This is a genomic window from Thioclava sp. JE_KL1 (assembly GCF_009296265.1).
Classification (GTDB): Bacteria; Pseudomonadota; Alphaproteobacteria; order Rhodobacterales; family Rhodobacteraceae; genus Thioclava.
Genome location: NZ_WBJS01000003.1, coordinates 37,718 through 59,799 on the forward strand (window position 1 = coordinate 37,718; position 22,082 = coordinate 59,799).

Consider the following 22,082-nt stretch of genomic DNA (forward strand, 5'->3'; position numbering starts at 1 on the left):
GATCACCAGCTTTTCGTCAGACCAAGGTAGAAGGCAGGATCGCCCGCACCGGTGGACGGCCCATCGGTCAAGGGCGCTGCCACATAACTTCGCACGAAGACCCCTGCCGGGAATTCGGCATCGACCCCGAGACCGAGGGACGCAAAGGTTTCCTCTCCCAGCTCGTCCACCGAGGGACTGTTGTTCTTCACATAGCCAAGATCGAGGAAGCCGAAAGGCCGAACGCGCCGGACCTGCCCCGCACTCGGGAACAGGTCGCGACCGACTTCGATCGTTGCGGAGACGCCACTGTCCCCTTGCGCCTCTGCGAACCGGTAGCCGCGTTCATCCTCGCGTCCGCCGATATAGAATTCCTCGATGCTCGGCAGGCGATCGGGCGAATATTGCCCCCAGAACTCGGCGCGCACGGCGCTCTCTGGGCCGAACCATGAGACCGGGTGCTGGTAGCCCAATCCAACGCGCAGGTGCGAGAAATGCTTATCGCCGTCATCGAAGCCCGCGGCATCCGATGTGCGCTCGCCGATTGAAAGGTTCAGCGCATATTCATAGGCCCCGCCGCCCGGAAGCGCTTTGCCGAAGATCCAGGAGGCCCCGACGACATCGACCGCGCTGTCGAATTTCGTGCCCGAGACATCCACGTTGGATTCGACCCGCTTCGCCTCGAGAAGCGCATAGCCGTAAGTATCCACGTCGCGCAGGACCGGATAGCCGAAGGCGAGCATAGCCGTGTTGCCCTCGATGTCGGTGGACAGAAGCGTGCCGCGCGCGTCACGGCGTGCCGTGACCGAGCCCAGATAGACCTCACCGAACCCACCGCCCCCGCCAAGGGGCATGCGATAGGCGAGAGCGCCCCAGACGCTGTCGCCACCGCCATCGAATTCGGACGAGCCGGACAGCTCGAACCGCAACCGGTCGCCCGGGGTCAGCGCGCTCAGGAATTCCTGATGGACGCTCAGGATCGCGCTTTCGCCGAAATCGCGCGAGGGGTGATCGAGGCTCACATATCCCGAGGCCCGATCCTCCGGCGTCGTGATGACGCGGACCCGTGCTGCGGAGGCGCCTTCCGGATAGTCGACCTCTGCCGTGGCCGAGATCGCTTCGATATCCTCCACGAGCATGATCGCGCGCTCGAATTCCTTCTGGGTGACGGCACGCCGCCCGACAATTGGCTCCACATAGCTGCGGATCAGGCGATAGGTCGGCTCGTCCACCCCTTCGATCGACACATCGCCGATCTGCCCCTCGTCGACCACGAGCGTCTGACCATCATCTGCGACGAACACTTCGGCGAGGAAATACCCGTCCTCGCGATACATGATCTCGAGCGTCTGAGCGAGGTCCTCGGCCGTAACGGTCCCGGTGCGTTGAACGACGACCTGCGCGGCATATCCGAGGATTTCCGCCGTATCGTAAACGGTTACCCCGGTGAGGTTGAATTGGGTGCCTTGCGCCGAAACAGGAGCCGCGGCCAGCGCCAGAGCGAGGCTCAGCGCGATTGGTTTCACTCGAAAAATACCCACGGAAACATCCTGAAAAACCGCTCGATCACAAATAGTTTACCCAAGGTCAGTCGCTTGTCTAGCCTGAACAGTTCTCGCTAAGGTTGTGCGTGACATCTGAGCCGCACGGCGCACCTCGCCCTGCGCCGATCACGCAAGTTCCTGTCTTCCCAGATACAACGCCCCCGGGTAACGTAGGGTAAGCTTTGATTTCGGGAGAGGCTGAGTTGGAAGGTTCTGCGATCCGGGACATTCGGCGCCGCTTGGGCATCACCCAGATCGAACTGGGCGAAAGGCTCGGGGTCGATCAGGGCACGGTGAGCCGGTGGGAGCGCCAAGTGGAAAATCCGCGCCCCGCAACGCTCGCGCGTCTGCGATCACTTCTGGAGCGCGATGAGGAGCGGCGAGCCTTCAACAGAAGCCTCGCGATCGTGCGGTGTGACCTGCGCCCCGCGTCACTCCTCGATCAGAATCTGCGGCTCGTCGAAATTTCGGCCTCCGGCAAGAAAGCCTTCATCGATCGCGGACAGGATCCCTTCAAGCTCATGGGAACGTCTTTTGAAACCTACTCCAATCGCATCGGCGCGCCGCATCTTCGGGATCACCTGCTGGAATCGGGTTTTCTCGACGGGGCGGCCCTTCTGTTCAGCTTCGCAGTGAATGCGAGTGGGAAAGGGAATATCTCGATCTGGGAGCCTCTGACGGAGGACGGGCAGTTTGTCGGGGCGCTCAACTACATCACCTCTTTCTTCGACTTCCCCGCCAATGACGAATTCACGATCGAGAAGATCGGCTTCGTTGCGACCGACAATCCCGGAACCTTTCATGTCACCCATGCGGGTCAGCGCGCCCATCTGATCGACGGCGCGTCGTTATACTGACGGGGACCGGGGCGGCCGCAGCGCTTGGATGATCGGCCCCCTCGCCGCGCAACTCATCGGGCCCGCCAAAACGCATATTTCCGCCCTCCCACCGATCACCGCTTCGTGATCAAATGCCAAGAATGACGACGGCGCAAGACCTTAGCGGGAGCGGCCACCCTCTTGCTTTTGGCACCACGCCACTTCCGTCACCCCTTGCGCAACGCATTCAGAGAGGTCCTCAAAATGAACAAGCTCGTTCTCAGCGCCATGCTCGTCTTCGCGCTTTCGGCATGTCAGGAAGAGGAAGACAAGACCGAGGAGACCGGCTCGGCGACTACCTCAACGACGCAGAGCGCGGAGCCCGCAAAGGAAGATACCGCGACGGCCGATGACGGCGGCGGCGCGATGGATGAGGCCCCGAAAGCCGCAGCGCAGGAGCCTGCCGCGACGCAAGCGGCGACCTCGTCCGAAGTCAGCCAGGAGGCAATCGACGCCTGCATCGACGCGGTGCGCGCGGCGCATGGCGCGATGGGCGGCACGGTTTTGAGCACCGAGTTCTCCGAGGCGAATTCGCTTGTCATGCTGAAAAGCGCCGACGATGCCGAATGGCGTTGTCTCGTCTCGAATGACGGCAGCGGTGCGAGCGTGGAACAGGTCAGCGCTCCGACGTCCACGGAAGACAGCGCCACGGCCGACGACGGTGGCGGTGCGATGGACGGTGCCCCTGCGGAAGAGCCGGCGACCGCGGATGACGGTGGCGGCGCCATGGATGGTGCGCCGCAGGAAAGCGGCATGCCGTCCGTCGGCAGCCCGACCGATGTGACCGATTTCGTCGGCGCGCCTGCGGGTCAGGCGGTCGGCGGGCTGGAGGCGCTCGGCTTCGAGTCGATCCGCACCGAGGGGCTCACCGCCTACTGGTTCAACCGGGCGACCGGTGCCTGCGCGAAGATCACGACTTCAGATGGGAAGTTTTCAGAAATCACGATGCTTCCTGCGGAAGACTGCTGAAGGTGTAGGGTGAAACCAACGAGATGACGCTCTGTCGGATCCTCATCGGCCTCTTCGTGCTCCTCTGGATCGCGGCGCTATTGCTACTCGCAATCGGCACGTTTGGCTGGTTCGGACAGGAGCGCGATCCACTTTCTGGCGTCTCTCTGATGCCGCTTGGCCTGCCTTGGAACATGATCGTTCCCGTGCCGGAAAGTGCGGCCGCCCTCTGGGCGGTTGCCGCGCCCGGCGTAAATCTCGCCCTGCTTGTTATCGCTTGCAGAGTGCTGCGCCGTCGCCACTGAGCGGCCCGAACCACCACGTCTTCACTGCTTATAGGCGTCGGCGCGTCCCGGAAAACGGCGCCACCTTGCCCTTAGGTCAACAGATTCTCCCAAAACGCATATTTTCGCCCTCCCCAAACTCACGTCCGCGTGATCTGATTTGCTAAAGCATGGTCTGAAAAGAAATTTTTAGCCCGGACGTCGCTCACCCCGATCGGGAACGAGCGATTTTATGCGCGCGCGCGTGGTCCATTCCCAGGCCTCGCGGCCTGTCCGAACCGAGAGGAGACACGTCATGTTCCAAGCGGCCCCGTTCCTGCATGCGTTCCGCGCCGCCTCGACCGCCGCGCTTTGTGTCCTTACCCTCGCGTTCGCCACGAACCCCGCCTCCGCCCAAGAAAGCGTGCCGATCAGCTTCCCGCGCGGGCAGTCGGGCGTGGCCATCAACGGCGCAGTGACCGGTCGGGACTATATCGACTACGTGCTGCGCGGAACTGTCGGCCAGCGGATGAATGTCGATCTCAGGGTCACGGGCACGAACGGCAACGGGATCGCCTATTTCAACATCCTGCCCGCGGGAATGGACTATAACGGTCTGTTCGTTGGCTCGAATGAAGGCAGTTCGGCGAGCGTGGTGCTGCCCGAAACCCGTGACTGGGCGATCCGCGTCTACCTGATGGGCAATGACCGGGATACCGGCAAGACGGTCGGCTTCACGATCAATGTCTCGATCACCGGGAAAGACAGCGGCGGCTCGACCTCGGGCGGCAGTCAGAGTGGCGGGATGCTTCCCGAAGAGGATTTCTTCGTCGTGACGCTCCGCACGCCGGGCGACACGCTCAATATCCGCAACGCACCGCGCCCCAGCGGCCGACTGCTGGGCAAGCTGCCCAACGGCACAGTCGTTCGCAATGTCGGCGGCTGCACGATGTCGGACGGTCGGCAATGGTGCAAGGTTCAGGACTCGCAAGGTGGTGTGCAGGGTTGGGTCGCAGCCCGTTTCCTGCGCCTTCCCGGGCCGGGTGGCGGAGAGAACAGCGCAACCGCCGATGATGGCGGCGGGGCAATGGCGGGCAGCGGGTCGGCAGACATCCGAGTGCGGTTTGCGCCCGGTTCGAGCGGCGCGGAGCTCTCCGGTCAGCTGCTTCCGCAGAGATCGCAGCGATATATCCTCGGCGCGGCCAACGGGCAGAACCTGTATTTCCGGCTCGCCGCCAACGGGCCCGGGATGACCTACGTGATTTACAACCCGGACGGGTCCGTCCTGCTCGACGAAATGCCGGCAGCGCAGGAATACCGTGGCCAACTCTTTCAGTCGGGCGACCACATCATCGACGTCTACAACACGGCCAACGGCGCGCAATCCTACACGGTTATCTTCGGGATCGACTGACATCCGAACTGCCCTCTCGACTTCAACGGAAAGGAAGAAGACATGCCCAGACTGATCGGAATCATGGCCGGGCTCGGTGCGCTCGCGGCGCTTTCGGCCTGCGTCGAGGACACCGGCGGATCGGCAGCCCAAATGCCTGTCGCGCCCGGCAGCCCGCCCTTCATCACCAGCATGTCTCCGGATGTCAGCCAGGCCGCGATCGACTCCTGCCGATCGGCCCTGGCGGCCCAGACAACGGGCGGCGTGACCGTGGTCGGTGGAGAGACGTCGCAGGCCGCAACCGCCATCTACATGCGGGTCGGCGCAAACGGCGCTCCGTGGCGCTGTCTCGTCGGCGCGGATGGAAGCAACCCGCAAACCATGTTCATGGGCAGCGAAGGCTACCTCTGATCGGCACCGACCTTCGGGGGCGGCGTATGGCCCCTGCCCCGAAAGCCTCAACAGGTGGAGACAGCCTTGTTCAACGCTCTCAGCACACCGGTCAAATACGCAATCATTGGCTGCATCGCCCTGATCATCGGGTGGTTCATTTCACGCACCCTAGGCTTCGGAGGCACATCTTGGTGGTCCTCCGCTCTTGCCGGGGCCGTGGGCGGCTACATCGGCGGAATGCTCCGGGAGAGACGGGGCCGAACTTGATCGAGGTCGAGAACCGTTCGCCCGGCCTGAAAGATTTCATAGCAATCGTGGGGATCCAGTGATGAAACAGAAACTACTCATGGCCTTCATGGCCACCGCTTTCGCAGCGCCCGCCTTTGCGCAACAAGGCCCCGCGAACGCGGTCGGCGCCGGGATGGGGCTGATCATCGGCATCCTGATTGCCGTCGTCGTCGGCGGGCTTGTCGGCTGGCTTGCGAGTCTGCTCGTGAAGGGGACCGGTTCCGGTATCGGGCTCGACATTCTGATCGGGATCGGCGGCTCGATCCTCGCGAGCGTCCTGCTCCGGCTGTTCGGAATTCAGATCGCGAGCGCGCTCGGCTCGCTGATCGTGATGTTCCTCGGAGCGGTGCTTCTGCTGCTGATCGTGAAGATGGTCCGCAAGACCTGAGCCCTGCGAAAGACGCCCGCACTCACCGGTGACCGACTTGAAGGGAGAAGAACGATGAAAACCACTGTGACCATCGCAGGCCTGTTCGCGGCCTCGGCCCTGCTCGCAGGCTGCGTCGAGACCGGAGGCTCGGACCCTGCGCTCAGCGGCACCGACACTCAATTCGACACCATGACCGGTCCCTGCGTCGCGCAGGCCGCGACCCTGACCGGCACCAGCGCGGGTTCGGTCACCATCCTCGACCGCATCCAGACCGGCGGCGGCCCGATCCTCACGCTCATGGCGGGCGGGAGCAAATACACCTGCCGCCTTGAAGCGAACGGCAGCGTCACAGTCTTCAGCGAATACGCGAACTGACGCGCCGCCTGCGGCCACGCCTCCCTCATAGCGGGGCCGCAGCCAAGATTTTCCAACCGCGCATAGATCTGAACTGGCGCACAAACTGTCGAAGGAGACGACCATGAAGACGAAACTGATCTGGACCTTTGCCGCGGCCCTTCCGCTTGCCGCCTGCGTGGAGACCGGCGACACGAGCATGCCCGAGCAAGGTCGCCCAGCGGTCGGTAGCGAATACGACCTCTCCTCTTTCGAGGGCGCTCGCGCGGGTCAAGCCGAAGGCGGGATCATGGCGCTCGGCTATGAGCGCATTCGCTCCGAAGGGCTAACCTCGTGGTATTTCAATCGCTCCACTGGCGCCTGCGCACGCATCACGACCTCGGACGGTCGTTACTCCGACGTGACCATGCTGCCGGCTGAGGATTGCTGACGGACGCTACGGTTTCCCGGTCAGTAGGCTCGTGAGCAGTCTGCATTCGCGCTACGCCGCTTTTTGCAGAGCTGCCTCGGTGCCGGTTTTGAACTGTGTGTTCCTGAAAGACAGATGCGGGGCTGCACATCGTGCAGCCCCAAGCTCGTGAAGCTTTCGCGGGAGGGCAGCTTCCGAGCGATATTGACTGGGGACCGAACGTCCTTTTTTGATTCGAAATAGCAGACATTGGTTGGGGCTAGGGTCTACGACAGCAAAGGGCCGTCCATGAAGGGCGGCCCGGTGGATCAGATCTCAACAGCCTCAGAGATCGCAAGCGCATCCTCCAATTCGACCCCCAAATATCGGACCGTGCTGTCCATCTTGGTATGGCCAAGCAGGAGCTGAACGGCGCGAAGGTTTCCTGTCTTCCGATAGATCTGCGCGACCTTGGTGCGGCGCATCGAGTGCGTGCCGTAGGAGCTGGGTTCGAGGCCGATGGAGGTCACCCAGTCACGACCCAGGCGGGCGTATTGCCGCGTTGAGATGTGAAGGCGCTCAAGGAAACGCCCAGGCCAAAGATACTCTGACCCAATCATCATCGGGTCGTCGAGCCAATCCGCGAACGAGTTGCGGGTTCCCACAGTGATTTCGAACCGAACCGGCTTCTGTGTCTTGCTCTGGATGATCGAAGCTCGTTCTTTCACCTGCCCAGCGGCGAAGACTTCAGCGACCTTCAATGTCACGAGATCACATCCACGGAGCTTGCTGTCGATGGCGAGGTTGAAGAGTGCAAGGTCGCGCACCTTGTCGGCGATCTCCAATCGAACGCGAATTGCCCAGACATGCTTTGGAAGGAGCGGACGTTTCTGGCCGACGAGGCGGCCCTTTTTCCAGGCTTGGCGTTTGGCGCGGATGGCAGGCAGGTTCATGGTAGGCATGGCGGTTCCTCCGATCCACCCAGCCCTACCGCAGCACCAACCCGACGTTGGCATCCCAATCTTACCTCTTCTCAGGCTGTCCTTAGATATTTTCCGCGCCGGGTGCGCCAATCGAACACAGACCTTGGACCCTGATCATATCCCTACGCACGATACCGTAGTGCGTCCACGAGCAGACGAAAAGCTGGCGAAGCGTGGCGACGATTGGGATAGTAAAGGTGATACCCGGGCAACGGCGCCGTCACATCGCTCAGCACCTGTTCCAGCCGGCCCGCTTGCAGATCTTCCGCAACCATATCTGCGGGAAGCATGGCAAAGCCGAGCCCCTCGCGCGCAGCCTTGTGCATCAGCTCTGCGGTGTTCGAGATAACCGGGCCGGATACGCGCACTTGGGTCTCGCGATCTGCCGCCACGAAACGCCACGAATAGAGCGTCTCGGAACTCGGGAGGCGCAGACAGATGCAGCGATGCTCGACGAGGCTTTCGGGCCGTTCGGGACGTCCATGCGATGAGATGTGCGCGGGCGTCGCGACAACGGCCATCGGGATGTCGGGCGAGATGCGCACCGCTATCATGTCCTTCTCGACCTGCGCGCCAAGCCTCACGCCGGCGTCGAACCTGTCGGCGACCACATCGACCAGCCCGTAATCGACAATAACTTCGACCGTGATCTCGGGATAGTCAGAGAGCAGGCGCGCCAAAGCGGGGAGCACATACGCGCGCGCTGCATGTTCGACGCTGGTGATACGAATATGGCCGCCGGGCCGGTCCCGGGTCTCGATCAGCTCGGTCAATCCCGTTTCAAGGTCCCGCAACATCGGTGCCATTCGCGCGACGAGGCGCTCTCCGGCAGCAGTGGGCGCGACCGAGCGCGTGGTGCGGGCCAACAGGCGCACGTCCAGCCGCTCCTCCAGCCGTCGCACGATCTGGCTCAGGGCGGATTGAGTAATCCCCAAATGTCGGGCGGCTTTGGTAAAGCTGCCAGCCTCGGCCACCATCACGAAGGCAGAGATATCCGCGATATCCTCTCGCCGCATTCATCACCTGATTTATAAGTCCATTAAGATTTTGCCATCTAATCACTTTGGGCGCCAGCCTGCATATTGTCTCCATCGAAAGGGCAAATGGCCCAACCCAAGGAGATTAAGACATGACCAAGATCAGCTTTGCGAACTCCAACAATCCCGACATCGAGATGTCGGCCATCCTCAACCTGCCCGAAGGGTTCGACGAGACCCGGAAGTATCCCGCTATCGTCGTGACCCATCCCGGCGGCGGTGTGAAGGAACAGACCGCGGGCACCTATGCGGCGGAACTCGCCTGTGCGGGCTTCGTCACCATCGCCTATGACGCCTCCTATCAGGGCGAGAGCGGCGGCGGGCTGCGCCAGCTCGAGAACCCCTATATCCGCACCGAGGATGTGAGTGCGGTGATAGATCACCTGACCACGCTGCCTTTCATCGACACGGACCGGATCGGCGCTGCCGGTGTCTGTGCCGGAGCTGGCTACACCGCCAATGCCGCGATCAACGATCGCCGGATCAAGGCGGTCGGCACGGTCAGCGCCGTGAATATCGGCTCCATGCTGCGCAACGGCTGGGAAGGCGAGCAGTCCTCGGAGGCCGCGATGCCCTACATTGAGGCCGGCTCGGCGGCGCGGAGCTCGGATGCAGCTGGCAACCCGGTCGCGCAAATGCCGATGGCGCCGCTGAAAGAGGAAGACGCCCCGAACGAGGAACTGCGTCAGGCCTGGGAATATTACCACACGCAACGTGCGCAATGTCCGACCGCACCAGGCTGGGGCACAGCGCGCAGCCTGACCCAGCTTATCACCTATGATGCTTTCAACATGGCGGAGACCTTCCTGACCCAGCCCCTGCAGATCGTGGCTGGCTCCGAGGCAGGCAGCAAATGGATGAGCGACGATCTCTTCGAGCGCGCCGCCAGCAGCGACAAGGCCTTCCACATCGTCGAGGGAGCGAACCACATGATGCTCTATGATGGTCAGCAATATGTGGCCGAGGCAGTCTCGGTTCTCGCGCCTTTCTTCAAGGAGCATTTGGCAGCGTAACGCAGTCACCGACCCCGCCCGGAAACCCGGGCGGGGTTTTTCTTTGGCACCAGAGGGATCCGTGCCAACCTGACGACAAAAAGGACAGGAGACGCCGATGCCCACAGGAATTCGCCCCCTCATCGCCCGCGATCCGCGCGAGGGCCACCGCGCGGCCACGCAGCTCGAACTGTTTTTCGATCTGGTCAGTGTGGTCGCCATTGCTTCGGTCACGGTGACGCTACACCACGCGATTTCCGAAGGGCACGGGCCGGAGATGCTGCTCAACTTCATCGCCCTGTTCGCGGTGATTTGGTGGGCCTGGATGAACTTCACATGGTTTGCCTCAGCCTTCGACAATGGCGATGCGCTGTTCATTCTGCTGACGATGGTGGTGATGAGCGGGGCCGCGGTCTTTGCCGGCGGGGTCGAGTCCATCACCACCTCCCTTGATTTCAGCTATGCGCTGGTCGGCTGGATCATCATGCGCATCGGCATGATCGCGCTGTGGCTGCGGGCCGCGCGGTCGAACCCCGACTATCGGCGCTCGGCGCTGCGCTATGCCATCGGCATCGCGGTGGCTCAGGCGCTCTGGATCGCGCTTTATTTCGCGATGCCGCCCAACCACGCCGCCTTCCTTGCCGTGTTCGCCGCGATCTTTGTGGTGGAGCTGGCCGTTCCGGTCTGGGCCGAGCGCGCCCGCGAGACGCCTTGGCATCGCCACCACCTTATCGAACGTTACGGCCTGTTGAACATTATCGTTCTGGGCGAAGTCGTGGTCTCGATCTCGCTGATGTTCGGTCATCTCTATGAGGGCCAAGCCGAGGCGCCACTGATCCTCGCCGCCGTCTCGGGGCTGGTAATCGTCTTCGCGCTGTGGTGGCTCTATTTCCTTGAAAGTGAAGACCATTTGGAAACGTCGGAATTTCGTCGCGCCATCGTCTGGGGCTACGGCCATGTTATCGTCTTCGCCGCCGGCGCGCTGGTCGCGGCAGGCTTGGGCGCGGTGATGGATGTCGTGACCCATCATTCCGAGATCGACGCATCCACCGCTTCGGGCTGGGTCGCAGGTCCCGTTGCACTTAATCTGTTCGGATTATGGTTCATCCGGGACAGGTTCCGCGAAGGTCTGCTGCGCCAGCACCTGCTCTTGGCCGGGACCGCTGTGGTGGCGGCCCTCGCCTTCGCTGGCGCTCCGGTCTCGGTCACCGCCGTAGCGCTGGTCCTGTTGACCGCGATGCGAGCCGCAGGCACCGCTCGCGCAAACGGCTAAGCCGTTGTCTGAGTTAGAGGCTCCGTTTAACGCAACGTAGACTTTCGCGGCGCACCGCCCCGAGGACCGCTATGGGCCGGCTCAGGACATCAGTTATGGGCTCCTGGCAGCGGCTTATCAGGCCTCCTGCAAGATCGCTTCCCGCCAGCGCTCGAAATACGCCTTCAAAGCATCGGCTTGGGCCGGGCGTGGATGAGGGCGAGCTTCGGGAGGCGCTTTTGTGGGCAGCGCAAGCAAGGCCGCCCCCACGGATGTTCCCGTCGCCGACTGCGCGACCCGAACGCCATCGGGCCGCAAGGCTGCGAGCATGTCGAGATAGGCCGGGTTCGATGCAAACGGCCCCTCGACGATCGCTGGACCGAGCGCACCGATCAGGTCGAGGCAGCTTTCCGTCATCATCGCGAGATAGAAGCCGATCGCGGCCATCCGTTCGCTCGGCGTTCTTGCCTCGCCGATCCATTCGAGCGGATGATCCGGGAAAGGCCCTGTTCCGGGCACTGCCGAGGGCAGGATCATCGTCCCTTGCGCGAGGATCTTGGCACAGGCTTGCGGAGTTGGGGCCGCGTTTGAGCCTTCCCGGAGCAGCTCGTATTCACGCCCCCCCATGAAGCGCGCGGACGGCACCGGCGCATCCAGCGCATTGACGTTGATCAGCGTATCGCGCGCAGGATCAAGCGGCTTGCGTGCAGCCCCGATCGCCATCGCGATCACCCATGTTCCGGTCGAGATGACGGAAAACGGCTCCTCCGATCCCAGATAGGGCAGAAGCGAGGCGTTGGAGTCATGGATACCCACCATCACGGGCGTCGCAGGTGACAGTCCGGTTCTCTCAGAGACCTCCGCGCGCAACGTGCCGAGCACCCTGCCCGGCTGCTGTGGCGGTGCGATCTTCTCGGCGATCCCGAGGCGCTGCGGCAATTCGGAGAAGCGCCTCTCCCAAGGGCTCCACAGGTCCGTATGGCAGCCCAAAGACGTCACGTCCGTCGCGAGGTTCGCGGTCAGCAGAAGGCCCCAATATTGCGGATAGGTGACGATATGAGCCACCCGGTCGTGCAGATCCGGCCATGTCGTGAATTGCCAATGGAGCTGCGCGCCGAGATTGAGCCCGACGGGAAGTCGCGGCGATCCGGTGCGCGCGAAATCCGGGCGCAGGCGGTCGTAGTCGGCGGCGCTGGCCTCCGGACCATCGTGTTCGTAATCCAGCATCGGCACGGCAAGCTGGCGCTCGTCATCCAGCAGCACTGCCGAGGCGCCATGGGTCGTCACCGAGATCGCGTCGACACCGTGTTCGGCATGGAAAGCGCTGAGATGTTCGAGAAAGAATGCCCAATGCCCCTCGAGATCGAAATGCGGCCAGGGCGGCCCCGGCAGCACCCGGTTCGGGCGCGTGACGACGGCGATCTCTTCGAGGCTTCGGGCATCGACCAGCGCGAGCTTCGCATTGGTCTTGCCGACATCGATCACGGCGATATGGCGCGGCGCGGTCTTCTCTGTTCCGGTCATTTCAGATGAAACACCGTCTCGAGCGGGACGGAAACCGGCGAGTTGTCCGGGTTCGTCGCCATGATATCGGCCATATGGGCCCACCATTTCTGCATCACCGGATGGTTCGGCAAGGCATCCATTCCGTGATCTTCCCTGCGCCAGAGCACACCGAACAGCGCATTCGTTTCGGGATCGAGATGGATCGAGTAATCCTCGACCCCGGCCTCTTTCAGCAGGCCCACCAGCTCGGGCCAGATCTCGTCATGGCGACGGATATATTCCTCGCGGCAGCCGGGGTTCAGCTGCATCCGGAAGGCGAATTTCTCCATCATCTCCTCCATTGCGCGACCAGACGCGGCAGCGCGATGACGCCGATCAGCAGGGCGCCGGTGAAGATCGACATCACGATGCCCGGCACGTTCAGCAGGCCCAGCCCGAAGGTCACCAGCCCAAGCACGAAGGCCGCGATCACGACGCCCGGGATCGAGCCTGCGCCGCCGAGGATCGACACGCCACCCAGCACGACCATCGTCACCACTTCAAGCTCCATGCCCAAGGCGATGGACGGACGGGTCGAGCCCAGCCGCGCGGTGAGGCAGATTGCGGCCACGCCCGACATCAGCCCGGTCAACAGAAACAGCGTCATCTTCACCCGCGGGACCCGGATACCCGAGAACAGCGCCGCCGTCGGGTTGTTGCCCACGGCATAGACCGCGCGGCCGAAATTCGTCTTGTGAAGCAAGATGCCGAAGATGACTGCCAGCACTGCGAAGAGCGCGAACTCGAAGGAGATCACCCAGAACACATAGCCCTGCCCGAACCACTGGAAGGTCGCGGGATAGCCGCGATAGGCGCCGTCCCCCAGCACGATATAAGAGATGCCGCGAAACAGGCTCATCGTCCCGATGGTCACCACGATCGAAGGAAGCCCGAGCCGCGTGACGAGTGCGCCGTTGAACGCGCCGCATAGCAAGCCCGTTCCCAGACCGATCAACACCAGAACCGGCGTCCCCGCCCCCGCAGTGGCCGCAGCGCCCATCGCGGTCGAGGCCAGCGCGATGATCGACGCGACCGAGAGGTCGATCTCGCCGGCGACGATCAAAAGCGCCATCGCGAAGGCGATCATCGCCTTCTCGGTGAAGTTGAAGGTCGCGTCTGACAGGCTCCACGCGCTCAGGAAGTAGGGCGAGGCGAAAGAGTTGAGGATGAAGATCGCGATGCCCACGATCAGCAGCAGGCTCTCCCAGCCCAGCAGGTTGCGGCGCAGCGGCGAAGTCAACCGGTCTGGGATCGACCGCGTTCCGCTCGCCTCGGTCATGTCCGCATGGGTCTCAGACAGGCTCATGGCTATGCTCCGCTTTCTTGAGGATGATGCGCCCCTTGGGCCGGTTCGACCGCGCGTTCAGCGCCACCGCGATGATGATCGCGGCGCCCGAGATCGCGAGCTGCCAGAAGGGCGAGATGTTCACGACCGGCAGCGCGTTCTTGATCACGCCGAGGAACAGCGCGCCCAAGACAACGCCGCCCACGGAGCCGGCACCGCCCGCGATCGCCACGCCACCGATGACACAGGCGGCGACCACGTCCAGCTCGAACCCGTTGGCGATCTCGACATAGGCGACCGCGTAGCGCGCGACCCAGAGATAGCCGGTCATGCCCGCCAGCGCCCCCGAAAGAACGAAGGCAAGGAACTGCGTCTTCCCCACGTCGATGCCGGTATAGACCGCCGCATGGGGGTTGCCGCCCACCGCATAGAAGGCGCGGCCCAAAGGCGTGCGCGTCACCAACAGATAGACGCCCGCGACAGCGATGACGGCGATCCACGCCAGCAACTCGATCCCGAGGAACGGGATGCGCGGGAACTGGGTGAAGCTGTCGCTCATCTCATGGGCGTTGACCCACGACCCGCCAGACAGCAGGAAGATGATGCCGCGAAACACCGTCATCGTGCCCAGCGTGACCACGATCGGCGGGATACCGACTTTCCAGACCAGCACGCCGTTGACCGCCCCGAGGAACGCGCCGATGACCAGCGCGAGCGCCAGCATCAGTACCATCGGAAAGCCCGGCATCGCCATGTTGAGAAGCGCGCAGATCATCCCCGTCAGGGCGAGGTTCGCCGCCACCGACAGGTCGATGCAGCGGGTCAGGATCACCGCGAACTGGCCGAGCGCCAGCATGATCAGCGGCGCGGTGTCGGTCGCGACGCTGAGCAGGTTCGAGGGGCGCACGAAGGCGGGGAAGCGCGCCGCGATCACGCCGCAAAGCGCGACGATGACAAGCCCGAGGATTGCCTCGCGCGGGATGTTGCGAATGTTCATTGCGCCGCCTCCATCTGCTCTTCGATTCCGGCGGCGTGGCGCACCAGTACTTCCGGCGACAACTCGCCCCCTTCCAGCTCAGCCACGATCCGGCCCTCGCGCATCACGATGACACGGTCGGACATGCCGAGGATTTCGGGGATTTCCGAGCTGACCATGATCACGGCGAGCCCTTCCGCGGCGAGTTCCGCCATGAAGTCATGCACCGCCGCCTTGGAGCCGATGTCGATCCCCTTAGTCGGCTCGTCGAGGATGATCACCCGCGGCTGCGTCGCGAGCCATTTCGCGATGACGACCTTCTGCTGGTTGCCGCCCGAGAGCGACCCCACGGTCGTATCCAGCGAGGCCGCGCGCAGATCGAGCCGCTCGCAATAAGTCCGAGCGAGCGCGAATTCCTCGGCCATCCGGGTGAAGCCGTGCCGCGACGTCTTGCCCAGCGAGGGCAGCGTGACGTTCTGGAAAATCGGCAAATCGGTGATCGCGCCCTGCTTGCCACGGTCTTCGGGCACATAGACGATGCCTTCGTCGATTGCGGCAGCGGGCGAGCGGATCACCCGCACGTGGTCGTCGATGCGCACCGCGCCTTTCGACGGCTTGGTGATCCCGATCAGCGACTGCATGAATTCCGACCGGCCCGCGCCGACCAGCCCGTAGAAGCCGAGGATTTCGCCGCGTCGCAGGGTGAAATTGATGTCCTCGAACTCGGTCGGGTGCGAGTAGCCCGCGACGGTCAGGACCGGCGCGCCGATGGACGGCGTGCGCTTGGGGAAGACCTGATCGACCGCGCGGCCGACCATCATCTTCACCAGATCGTCGTGGGTCACATCGGTGATCTTTCCCTCGCCCACGAATTGCCCGTCGCGGAACACCGTATAGCGGTCGGCGACACGGAAGATTTCGTCGAACTTATGCGAGATGAAGAGGATCGCTTTGCCCTGGCCTTTCAGCATATCGACCAGCTCGAACAGCTCCTCGATCTCCTTATGCGAGAGCGCGGCGGTCGGCTCGTCCATGATCACGACGCGCGCATCGACCGAGAGCGCGCGAGCGATGGCGACAAGGTGGCGCGAGGCGATGCCGAGATCGGCGAGCTTCACCTCGGCGTCGATATCGGCCCCGATCGAGCGCAGGATCTCGGTGGCGCGTTTGCGCATCGCGGCCCAGTCGATCATCCCGAAACGTCCGCGCGGCGCGTGACCGATGAAGATGTTCTCGGCGACCGTCAGCTCTTCGAACAGCACGGTTTCCTGGTGGATTGCGGTGACACCGGCGCGCGCGGCAGCATCGGCGTCGGGGAAGCGGGTCGGCGCGCCATCGAGCAGGATCTCGCCCCCGTCGGGCTGGTAGATCCCGGTCAGGATCTTCACGATCGTCGATTTGCCAGCGCCGTTCTCGCCCACCAGCGCCGTAACCTCACCGGCCCGGAGCGACAGGTTCACCCCATCGAGCGCCTTCACGCCGGGAAAGGTTTTCACGATGCCTTCAAGGTCGAGCACGCGGGCTCCGCCCGGGCTCTGATCTGTCTGTGTCATGATCAGCCTGAAATCATTGGGCCCACGCAGGGCCGGGTGTGTCGGGCAGGCGCGAGGCCCCGCGCCTGCCGCTCGTGCGGCTCAAAGATCAGAAGATGTCTTTGAACTGCTCGATGTTCGATTTGTCGTAGACGAAGGGATCAGCCATCGCGCCCTCGGTATTGTCGTCGAGCGTCACTTCACCCAGACGACCCATCGGGATCTTCGCGCCGGGTTCCGCCTTCGCATTCCCCTTGGCGAGGTTGTAGGCGATCTCGGTCGCGGCATAGCCCAGATCGATCGGGTTCCAGATCGCGAAGCTCTTCGAGGCGCCGTTCTCGACATAGGCCGCCATCTCCGAGGGCAGACCCAGACCGGTCACGTTGATCTCACCGATCTTGCCCGCATCGGTCACGGCTTTGGCCGCCGCCACGATGCCCACCGAGGTCGGTGCGATGATCGCCTTGAGGTTCGGGTATTTCTCGATCAGGCCTTTCGCCTCGCGATAGGATTTGTCGGCGAGGTCGTCACCATAAACGGTCGCGACGAGGTTGATGTTGGGATAGTTGCCCATGTCGTCCTTCATCGCCGCGATCCAGTTGTTCTGGTTCGTCGCGGTCGAGCTGGCCGAAAGCACCGCGACATCGCCGCCATCGGGCATGTTGTCGGCAGCCATCTTGATCAGCATCTTGCCGATCAGCTCGGTCGAGGACGGGTTGAGCTGCATCTCGCGGCCACCGGCTGCGACACCGGAATCCCACGAGATCACGGTGATCCCGCGCTGCATCGCCTTCTTCAGCGTCGGCACGAGCGCGTCGGTGTCGTTCGCGGTCACTGCGATCGCGTCGACATTCTGCGCGATCAGAGAGTTGAGTACTTCGATCTGGCCTTCAGCGGTGGTGTCGGTCGGACCGGTGTAGATCACCTTCACGTCGCCCAGATCCTTCGCAGCCTCTTCCGCGCCCTTGTGGGCGGCCTCGAAGAAGCCGATGCCGAGCGCCTTGACGACGAGCGCGATCCGCATCTCCTTCGCCGACGCCGTGCCCGCCATCATGGCCAGCGCCACAGCAGCGGTGGTGACAAGTTTGGTCAGTTTCATTTCAGGTCTCCTCCCTGTTTTCCGACGCGGCCGGGGCTTCAGGCTCCGGCTTCTTGCTGCTTCGCGGCGGTCGGATGCGCCACGATCAGGTTGACGCCGGCAGCCTCAAGCATGGCTGCCGCACGATCGGTGATCTCGTCATCGGTGATGATGGTATGCGCCCGCTCAAGCGGGCACAGAACCAGAGACGAGCGTTTCTGGAATTTCGTCGAATCGACGAGCACGACCAGCTCATCGGCTTGTCCGATCAGCTTGTGCTCGGCCTGGATCAGCAGCGGGTCCGCCTCCATCAGACCCAGCGGCCCTACGCCCTGCGCGCCCATGAACATCCGCTTGGCGTAGAAGTTACGCGTCACGTCATTCTCGAACGGGCTGAGGACGATATTCTGCTCGCGGTAGATGACACCGCCCGACAGCAGGATCGCGTTCTTCGAATTCTTCAGCAGGTGCTCCGCGATCGGGAAGCTGTTGGTGAAGATCTGCATCTGGCGCGTGGCCAGCGGGTGCACCATCTGGAAGGTGGTGGTGCCGCCATTGATGATGATCGGATCGCCATCGTCGCACAGCTCGACCGCCGCGCGGGCAATTGCTTGCTTCTGAGCGATCCTGAGCGTTTCGTTCAGCGTGAAGGGCCGCCCGGCGAGACCGGGGAACTTCGTGGGGTTGAGGGCCTCTGCCCCGCCACGCACACGACGCAGCTTTTTTGCCAAGTGCAAAGACGCGATATCGCGCCGGATCGTTGCCTCCGACGCGCCGGTGAGCGCACACATGTCAGGCACCGTCACGACGGGCCTGTCCTGAACCGCAGACAGAATGATCCTGTGGCGTTCTTTCTCGTGCATCGAGTCCTCCCTCGTTTCGGAAGACTGCGCAGGGTTACGGGCATTGTCAATCATTTTCGATCATTAAAATCATAATGCAGCCGCAGCATGATCATTTGTGATCGTTTATGATTGACAATCCGTCGCAGCCCTGCCAGCCTCCAGCCAGATTGATCACGTCCTTTTTCATAGGGCGATCGGGAGGAGACCACCATGAACACCGCGTCCGCGCGGCTTCAGTCCAAGTGGGACGAAGCCAAGGCCAAGGACATGTCCGAAGCCGAGAAACTGCTCTATCGCTCGAACCTGCTGGGGTCCGACAAGCGGATCACCAATTACGGCGGCGGCAACACTTCCGCGAAGGTGATGGAGCGCGATCCGCTTTCGGGCGACATGGTCGAGGTGCTTTGGGTGAAAGGTTCCGGCGGCGATGTCGGTTCGATCAAGATGGACGGGTTCGCGACGCTCTACATGTCGAAGCTGGAGGCGCTGAAGGGCCTCTATCGCGGCGTGGAGTTCGAAGACGAGATGGTCGGCTACCTGCCCCATTGCACCTTCAACCTGAACCCGCGCGCAGCTTCGATCGACACGCCGCTGCACGCCTATGTGCCCAAGAAGCATGTCGATCACATGCACCCCGATGCGATCATCGCGATAGCTGCGTCGAAGAACTCCAAAGAGCTCACGCAGGAAATCTTCGGCGACGAGATCGGCTGGCTGCCGTGGAAGAAGCCCGGCTACGAGCTGGGTCTGTGGCTGGAAGATTTCTGCAAGAAGAACCCCGACGCCAAGGGTGTCGTGCTCGAAAGCCACGGGCTGTTCACCTGGGCCGATGACGCGAAAGAGTGCTACGAGCTCACGCTCGAGATCATCAACAAGGCGATGGGCTGGTTCGAGGAACAGACCGCTGGCAAGGCGATCTTCGGTGGCGCGAAGCACGAAAGCCTTTCCCCCGAGGACCGCCGTGCCGTCGCCGCCCGCCTGATGCCCGCGATCCGCGGCATGGTGTCGGGCAAGCAGCACATGGTGGGCCATTTCACCGATAACGACGCGGTTCTGGAATTCGTCAATTCGAACCGGATGGAAGAGCTGGCGGCGCTTGGCACCTCCTGCCCCGACCACTTCCTGCGCACGAAGATCCGCCCGCTCGTCGTGGCGTTCGATCCGGCCAAAGGCAATCTCGACGCCGTGCTCGAAGGGCTGCCACAACAGGTGGCCGCGTATCGCGACGATTACGCCGCCTATTACGAGCGCTGCAGACATGACGACAGCCCGGCTCTGCGCGACCCGAACGCGGTCGTCTATCTGATCCCGGGCGTGGGCATGCTCACCTTTGCCAAAGACAAGGCGACGGCCCGGATCTCGGGCGAGTTCTATGTCAACGCGATCAACGTGATGCGTGGGGCCTCGACAGTCTCCGAATATGTCGGCCTGCCTGAACAGGAAGCCTTCGACATCGAATACTGGCTTCTGGAAGAGGCGAAGCTGCAGCGGATGCCGAAACCGAAATCGCTGGCTGGCCGGGTGGCGCTCGTCACGGGTGGCGCGGGCGGGATCGGCGCGGCCACGGCGCAGCGCTACCTGACCGAGGGCGCCTGCGTGATGCTCGCCGATATCGACACCGAGGCGCTGACGAAGACCCGCGACCAGCTCGCCGCCAGCTTCGGCGCCGACATGGTTCGCACGGTCGAGATGAACGTGACCTCCGAGGACGCCGTTGCCGCCGCCTATGCGGATATCGCGGTGGAGTTCGGCGGCGTGGACATTCTGGTCTCGAACGCCGGGATCGCCTCCTCCGCCCCGGTCGAAGACACCACGCTCGATCTGTGGAACAAGAACATGTCGATCCTGTCGACGGGCTATTTCCTCGTCTCGCGCGAAGCCTTCAAGGTGATGCGCGCGCAAGATATCGGCGGCTCGATCATCTTCGTGGCCTCGAAGAACGGGCTCGCCGCCTCCCCCAACGCGTCGGCCTATTGCACCGCGAAAGCCTCCGAGATCCATCTCGCCCGCTGCCTCGCGCTCGAAGGGGCGGAGGCCGGTATCCGCGTGAACGTGGTGAACCCGGATGCGGTGCTGCGTGGCTCGAAGATCTGGTCGGGCGAATGGCTAGATCAGCGCGCGTCGACCTACGGCACCGACAAAGAGGGGCTGGAGGAGATGTATCGCCAGCGCTCGATGCTCAAACGCAACGTGCTGCCCGAAGACATCGCCGAGGCCGCCTATTTCTTCGCCTCCGAGCAATCGGCAAAATCGACCGGCAACATCATCAATGTCGATGCCGGCAACGTGCAGGCCTTCACGCGCTGAGCGTGAAGGACCCAGCCACGAGAAGAAGACGGGAGGACTGACTATGAGCAGATACGAGGACGCGCGCGCCCAATTCGCCGACTGGGAGATCGACACCGAGGCTGCGCTGAACGCGCTGGCCGAGATTCCGATCTCGCTGCATTGCTGGCAGGGCGACGATGTCGTGGGGTTCGAAAACCGAACAGGTGCCTCGGGCGGCGGCATTCAGGCGACCGGCAACCACCCCGGCCGCGCCCGCACCCCCGCAGAGCTGCGCGCCGATCTGGACTTCGCCTATGGGCAAATTCCTGGCACGCATCGGCTCAACCTGCACGCTTTCTACCTCGACACGGATGAAAGCCCGGATCGTGACGCGATCGAGCTGAAGCATTTCCAGAGCTGGATCGATTGGGCCAAGGAGAAGAACCACGGGATCGATTTCAACCCGACTTTCTTCGCCCACTCCAAGGCCGACGACAATCTGACGCTCAGCCACCCGGACCAAGGCATCCGAGACTTCTGGATCGAGCACGGCAAGCGTTCGCGCGAGATCGCGGCGAGGATCGGGAAGGCACTCGGATCGGCCTCGGTCAACAATGTTTGGGTGCCCGACGGATCGAAGGACACGCCCGTCGACCGAATGGCCGCGCGGCAGCGACTGGAGGCCTCGCTCGATGCGATGATGGCGCCCGGCTTCGACCGCGCGCAATTGCTCGACGCGGTGGAATCCAAGCTCTTCGGGATCGGCGTCGAGTCGATGACCGTCGGCAGCCACGAATTCTACCTCGGTTATGCGATCCGTCGCGAGATCGCGCTGTGTCTCGACATGGGCCATTTCCACCCCACCGAGAACGTGGCCGACAAGCTCAGCTCAGTCTCGCTATCGGTGCCGGAACTGCTGCTGCACGTCTCGCGCCCGGTGCGCTGGGACAGCGACCACGTGATCCTGCTCGACGATTCCATTCTTCAGATGGCGCAGGAACTGGTCTTCGCTGACCTGCTCAAGCGCACCCATATCGGGCTCGATTTCTTCGACGCCACGATCTCGCGCACCGCCGCCTGGGTGATCGGCACGCGCAATATGCAAAAGGCACTCCTGCGCGCGCTTCTGCTGCCCCAAAAGCGGCTGAAAGCGGCGGAAGAATCGCTGGACTTCAGCACACGCCTGATGGTCACCGAAGAAGTGAAGGACCTTCCTGTCGGCGCGATCTGGCAGGAGTTCTGCGCGCGCCACGACGTGCCGGATGGGCTGTCGCTCATCTCGGAACTCGAGAGCTATCAGGCTACGGTTTCCACACGCGGTTAGATAGGCCCTCTGATCACAGCTTCGAACTTCGAAGCGCAGAAGTATCGGTTGGTCCGGCTACCTCTCACGATCGGACCGCCGCCTCATCGCCACCGCAGCCGTTACCTTTGCTTGGCTAAGTCTCCATAATTTGTCGATCTAATGTGCATTGGCTTGGATGTCCGCTT

Annotated in this window: 22 protein-coding genes; 12 read left to right on the forward strand and 10 right to left on the reverse strand. The window is 62.9% G+C overall.

Features of this window, described 5'->3' with window-relative positions:
* Nucleotides 1-2: 2 nt before the first annotated feature.
* The gene (locus F8R15_RS22045) at nucleotides 3-1,520 is read right to left on the reverse strand and encodes a ShlB/FhaC/HecB family hemolysin secretion/activation protein (protein WP_152843893.1); all 1,518 of its coding nucleotides are present in this window, start codon (nucleotides 1,518-1,520) and stop codon (nucleotides 3-5) included.
* Nucleotides 1,521-1,726: 206 nt separating this feature from the next.
* On the opposite strand from F8R15_RS22045, the gene F8R15_RS05610 reads away from it, so the two are divergent.
* The 8 genes from F8R15_RS05610 to F8R15_RS05645 all read left to right on the forward strand — a co-directional run bounded on the left by F8R15_RS05610 (nucleotide 1,727) and on the right by F8R15_RS05645 (nucleotide 6,840).
* The gene (locus F8R15_RS05610) at nucleotides 1,727-2,380 is read left to right on the forward strand and encodes a DNA-binding transcriptional regulator (RefSeq protein ID WP_172976170.1); all 654 of its coding nucleotides are present in this window, start codon (nucleotides 1,727-1,729) and stop codon (nucleotides 2,378-2,380) included.
* 225 nt (nucleotides 2,381-2,605) lie between these two features.
* A complete protein-coding gene (locus tag F8R15_RS05615) occupies nucleotides 2,606-3,370 on the forward strand; it encodes a hypothetical protein (RefSeq protein WP_152843895.1) in 765 nt (254 codons plus the stop codon).
* Nucleotides 3,371-3,393: 23 nt separating this feature from the next.
* Nucleotides 3,394-3,654 (forward strand): hypothetical protein, encoded by a 261-nt coding sequence (locus tag F8R15_RS05620; protein ID WP_152843896.1) that lies wholly within the window; start codon nucleotides 3,394-3,396, stop codon nucleotides 3,652-3,654.
* A gap of 274 nt (nucleotides 3,655-3,928) precedes the next feature.
* A complete protein-coding gene (locus F8R15_RS05625; protein WP_152843897.1) occupies nucleotides 3,929-5,026 on the forward strand; it encodes an SH3 domain-containing protein in 1,098 nt (365 codons plus the stop codon).
* Between the two features lie 42 nt (nucleotides 5,027-5,068).
* Nucleotides 5,069-5,416, forward strand: a complete 348-nt coding sequence (locus F8R15_RS05630) for a hypothetical protein (RefSeq protein ID WP_083077805.1) — start codon at nucleotides 5,069-5,071, stop codon at nucleotides 5,414-5,416.
* A gap of 310 nt (nucleotides 5,417-5,726) precedes the next feature.
* A complete protein-coding gene (locus F8R15_RS05635) occupies nucleotides 5,727-6,074 on the forward strand; it encodes a GlsB/YeaQ/YmgE family stress response membrane protein (protein ID WP_216644109.1) in 348 nt (115 codons plus the stop codon).
* A 54-nt stretch (nucleotides 6,075-6,128) separates the two neighbouring features.
* Complete coding sequence (locus F8R15_RS05640) at nucleotides 6,129-6,431, forward strand: hypothetical protein (RefSeq protein WP_152843898.1); 303 nt, start codon at nucleotides 6,129-6,131, stop codon at nucleotides 6,429-6,431.
* A gap of 103 nt (nucleotides 6,432-6,534) precedes the next feature.
* Complete coding sequence (locus tag F8R15_RS05645) at nucleotides 6,535-6,840, forward strand: hypothetical protein (RefSeq protein ID WP_078539255.1); 306 nt, start codon at nucleotides 6,535-6,537, stop codon at nucleotides 6,838-6,840.
* Nucleotides 6,841-7,127: 287 nt separating this feature from the next.
* On the opposite strand, the gene F8R15_RS05650 is transcribed toward F8R15_RS05645, so the two are convergent.
* Nucleotides 7,128-7,760, reverse strand: coding sequence for a tyrosine-type recombinase/integrase (locus tag F8R15_RS05650; protein WP_152843899.1), 633 nt, complete (start codon nucleotides 7,758-7,760; stop codon nucleotides 7,128-7,130).
* A gap of 143 nt (nucleotides 7,761-7,903) precedes the next feature.
* Nucleotides 7,904-8,797 (reverse strand): LysR family transcriptional regulator, encoded by an 894-nt coding sequence (locus F8R15_RS05655; protein WP_152843900.1) that lies wholly within the window; start codon nucleotides 8,795-8,797, stop codon nucleotides 7,904-7,906.
* 113 nt (nucleotides 8,798-8,910) lie between these two features.
* Here F8R15_RS05655 and F8R15_RS05660 point away from each other — a divergent pair, with 113 nt between their 5' ends.
* Nucleotides 8,911-9,831 carry an alpha/beta hydrolase gene (locus F8R15_RS05660; RefSeq protein ID WP_152843901.1) on the forward strand — a complete coding sequence of 307 codons (921 nt, stop codon included), beginning with the start codon at nucleotides 8,911-8,913 and terminating at the stop codon, nucleotides 9,829-9,831.
* A gap of 97 nt (nucleotides 9,832-9,928) precedes the next feature.
* On the forward strand, nucleotides 9,929-11,083 hold the full coding sequence (locus F8R15_RS05665; protein ID WP_152843902.1) for a low temperature requirement protein A: 1,155 nt from the start codon (nucleotides 9,929-9,931) through the stop codon (nucleotides 11,081-11,083).
* Between the two features lie 117 nt (nucleotides 11,084-11,200).
* On the opposite strand, the gene F8R15_RS05670 is transcribed toward F8R15_RS05665, so the two are convergent.
* The 7 genes from F8R15_RS05670 to F8R15_RS05700 form a co-directional block, all read right to left on the reverse strand.
* Entirely contained in the window at nucleotides 11,201-12,586 is a 1,386-nt protein-coding gene (locus tag F8R15_RS05670) for an FGGY-family carbohydrate kinase (protein ID WP_152843903.1), read from the reverse strand.
* Complete coding sequence (rhaM, locus tag F8R15_RS05675) at nucleotides 12,583-12,897, reverse strand: L-rhamnose mutarotase (RefSeq protein ID WP_216644110.1); 315 nt, start codon at nucleotides 12,895-12,897, stop codon at nucleotides 12,583-12,585. Before rhaM ends, F8R15_RS05670 begins: the two co-directional genes overlap by 4 nt.
* Nucleotides 12,897-13,886, reverse strand: coding sequence for an ABC transporter permease (locus F8R15_RS05680; protein WP_152844204.1), 990 nt, complete (start codon nucleotides 13,884-13,886; stop codon nucleotides 12,897-12,899). The genes rhaM and F8R15_RS05680 overlap by 1 nt, the downstream gene beginning before the upstream one ends.
* A gap of 13 nt (nucleotides 13,887-13,899) precedes the next feature.
* Complete coding sequence (locus F8R15_RS05685; RefSeq protein WP_152843904.1) at nucleotides 13,900-14,889, reverse strand: ABC transporter permease; 990 nt, start codon at nucleotides 14,887-14,889, stop codon at nucleotides 13,900-13,902.
* Complete coding sequence (locus F8R15_RS05690) at nucleotides 14,886-16,421, reverse strand: sugar ABC transporter ATP-binding protein (RefSeq protein ID WP_152843905.1); 1,536 nt, start codon at nucleotides 16,419-16,421, stop codon at nucleotides 14,886-14,888. Before F8R15_RS05690 ends, F8R15_RS05685 begins: the two co-directional genes overlap by 4 nt.
* Nucleotides 16,422-16,509: 88 nt before the next feature.
* Nucleotides 16,510-17,499 carry a rhamnose ABC transporter substrate-binding protein gene (rhaS, locus tag F8R15_RS05695; protein WP_152843906.1) on the reverse strand — a complete coding sequence of 330 codons (990 nt, stop codon included), beginning with the start codon at nucleotides 17,497-17,499 and terminating at the stop codon, nucleotides 16,510-16,512.
* A 38-nt stretch (nucleotides 17,500-17,537) separates the two neighbouring features.
* Nucleotides 17,538-18,341, reverse strand: a complete 804-nt coding sequence (locus F8R15_RS05700; protein ID WP_152843907.1) for a DeoR/GlpR family DNA-binding transcription regulator — start codon at nucleotides 18,339-18,341, stop codon at nucleotides 17,538-17,540.
* Between the two features lie 192 nt (nucleotides 18,342-18,533).
* Here F8R15_RS05700 and F8R15_RS05705 point away from each other — a divergent pair, with 192 nt between their 5' ends.
* Complete coding sequence (locus F8R15_RS05705; protein ID WP_152843908.1) at nucleotides 18,534-20,630, forward strand: bifunctional rhamnulose-1-phosphate aldolase/short-chain dehydrogenase; 2,097 nt, start codon at nucleotides 18,534-18,536, stop codon at nucleotides 20,628-20,630.
* Nucleotides 20,631-20,673: 43 nt separating this feature from the next.
* Nucleotides 20,674-21,915, forward strand: a complete 1,242-nt coding sequence (locus tag F8R15_RS05710; RefSeq protein ID WP_152843909.1) for an L-rhamnose isomerase — start codon at nucleotides 20,674-20,676, stop codon at nucleotides 21,913-21,915.
* Nucleotides 21,916-22,082 lie beyond the last annotated feature (167 nt).

Excerpts from the sequence above, each read along its gene's own strand:
- F8R15_RS05665 (WP_152843902.1), top strand. The coding sequence starts at position 9,929 with ATGCCCACAGGAATTCGCCCCCTCATCGCCCGCGATCCGCGCGAGGGC.
- F8R15_RS05655 (WP_152843900.1), bottom strand. The coding sequence starts at position 8,797 with ATGCGGCGAGAGGATATCGCGGATATCTCTGCCTTCGTGATGGTGGCC.
- F8R15_RS05685 (WP_152843904.1), bottom strand. The coding sequence starts at position 14,889 with ATGAACATTCGCAACATCCCGCGCGAGGCAATCCTCGGGCTTGTCATC.
- F8R15_RS05620 (WP_152843896.1), top strand. The coding sequence starts at position 3,394 with ATGACGCTCTGTCGGATCCTCATCGGCCTCTTCGTGCTCCTCTGGATC.
- F8R15_RS05680 (WP_152844204.1), bottom strand. The coding sequence starts at position 13,886 with ATGACCGAGGCGAGCGGAACGCGGTCGATCCCAGACCGGTTGACTTCG.
- F8R15_RS05710 (WP_152843909.1), top strand. The coding sequence starts at position 20,674 with ATGAGCAGATACGAGGACGCGCGCGCCCAATTCGCCGACTGGGAGATC.
- rhaS (WP_152843906.1), bottom strand. The coding sequence starts at position 17,499 with ATGAAACTGACCAAACTTGTCACCACCGCTGCTGTGGCGCTGGCCATG.
- F8R15_RS05625 (WP_152843897.1), top strand. The coding sequence starts at position 3,929 with ATGTTCCAAGCGGCCCCGTTCCTGCATGCGTTCCGCGCCGCCTCGACC.
- F8R15_RS05640 (WP_152843898.1), top strand. The coding sequence starts at position 6,129 with ATGAAAACCACTGTGACCATCGCAGGCCTGTTCGCGGCCTCGGCCCTG.
- F8R15_RS05630 (WP_083077805.1), top strand. The coding sequence starts at position 5,069 with ATGCCCAGACTGATCGGAATCATGGCCGGGCTCGGTGCGCTCGCGGCG.
- F8R15_RS05650 (WP_152843899.1), bottom strand. The coding sequence starts at position 7,760 with ATGCCTACCATGAACCTGCCTGCCATCCGCGCCAAACGCCAAGCCTGG.
- F8R15_RS05660 (WP_152843901.1), top strand. The coding sequence starts at position 8,911 with ATGACCAAGATCAGCTTTGCGAACTCCAACAATCCCGACATCGAGATG.
- F8R15_RS05670 (WP_152843903.1), bottom strand. The coding sequence starts at position 12,586 with ATGACCGGAACAGAGAAGACCGCGCCGCGCCATATCGCCGTGATCGAT.
- F8R15_RS05645 (WP_078539255.1), top strand. The coding sequence starts at position 6,535 with ATGAAGACGAAACTGATCTGGACCTTTGCCGCGGCCCTTCCGCTTGCC.
- F8R15_RS05690 (WP_152843905.1), bottom strand. The coding sequence starts at position 16,421 with ATGACACAGACAGATCAGAGCCCGGGCGGAGCCCGCGTGCTCGACCTT.
- rhaM (WP_216644110.1), bottom strand. The coding sequence starts at position 12,897 with ATGGAGAAATTCGCCTTCCGGATGCAGCTGAACCCCGGCTGCCGCGAG.
- F8R15_RS05615 (WP_152843895.1), top strand. The coding sequence starts at position 2,606 with ATGAACAAGCTCGTTCTCAGCGCCATGCTCGTCTTCGCGCTTTCGGCA.
- F8R15_RS05705 (WP_152843908.1), top strand. The coding sequence starts at position 18,534 with ATGAACACCGCGTCCGCGCGGCTTCAGTCCAAGTGGGACGAAGCCAAG.
- F8R15_RS05700 (WP_152843907.1), bottom strand. The coding sequence starts at position 18,341 with ATGCACGAGAAAGAACGCCACAGGATCATTCTGTCTGCGGTTCAGGAC.
- F8R15_RS05635 (WP_216644109.1), top strand. The coding sequence starts at position 5,727 with ATGAAACAGAAACTACTCATGGCCTTCATGGCCACCGCTTTCGCAGCG.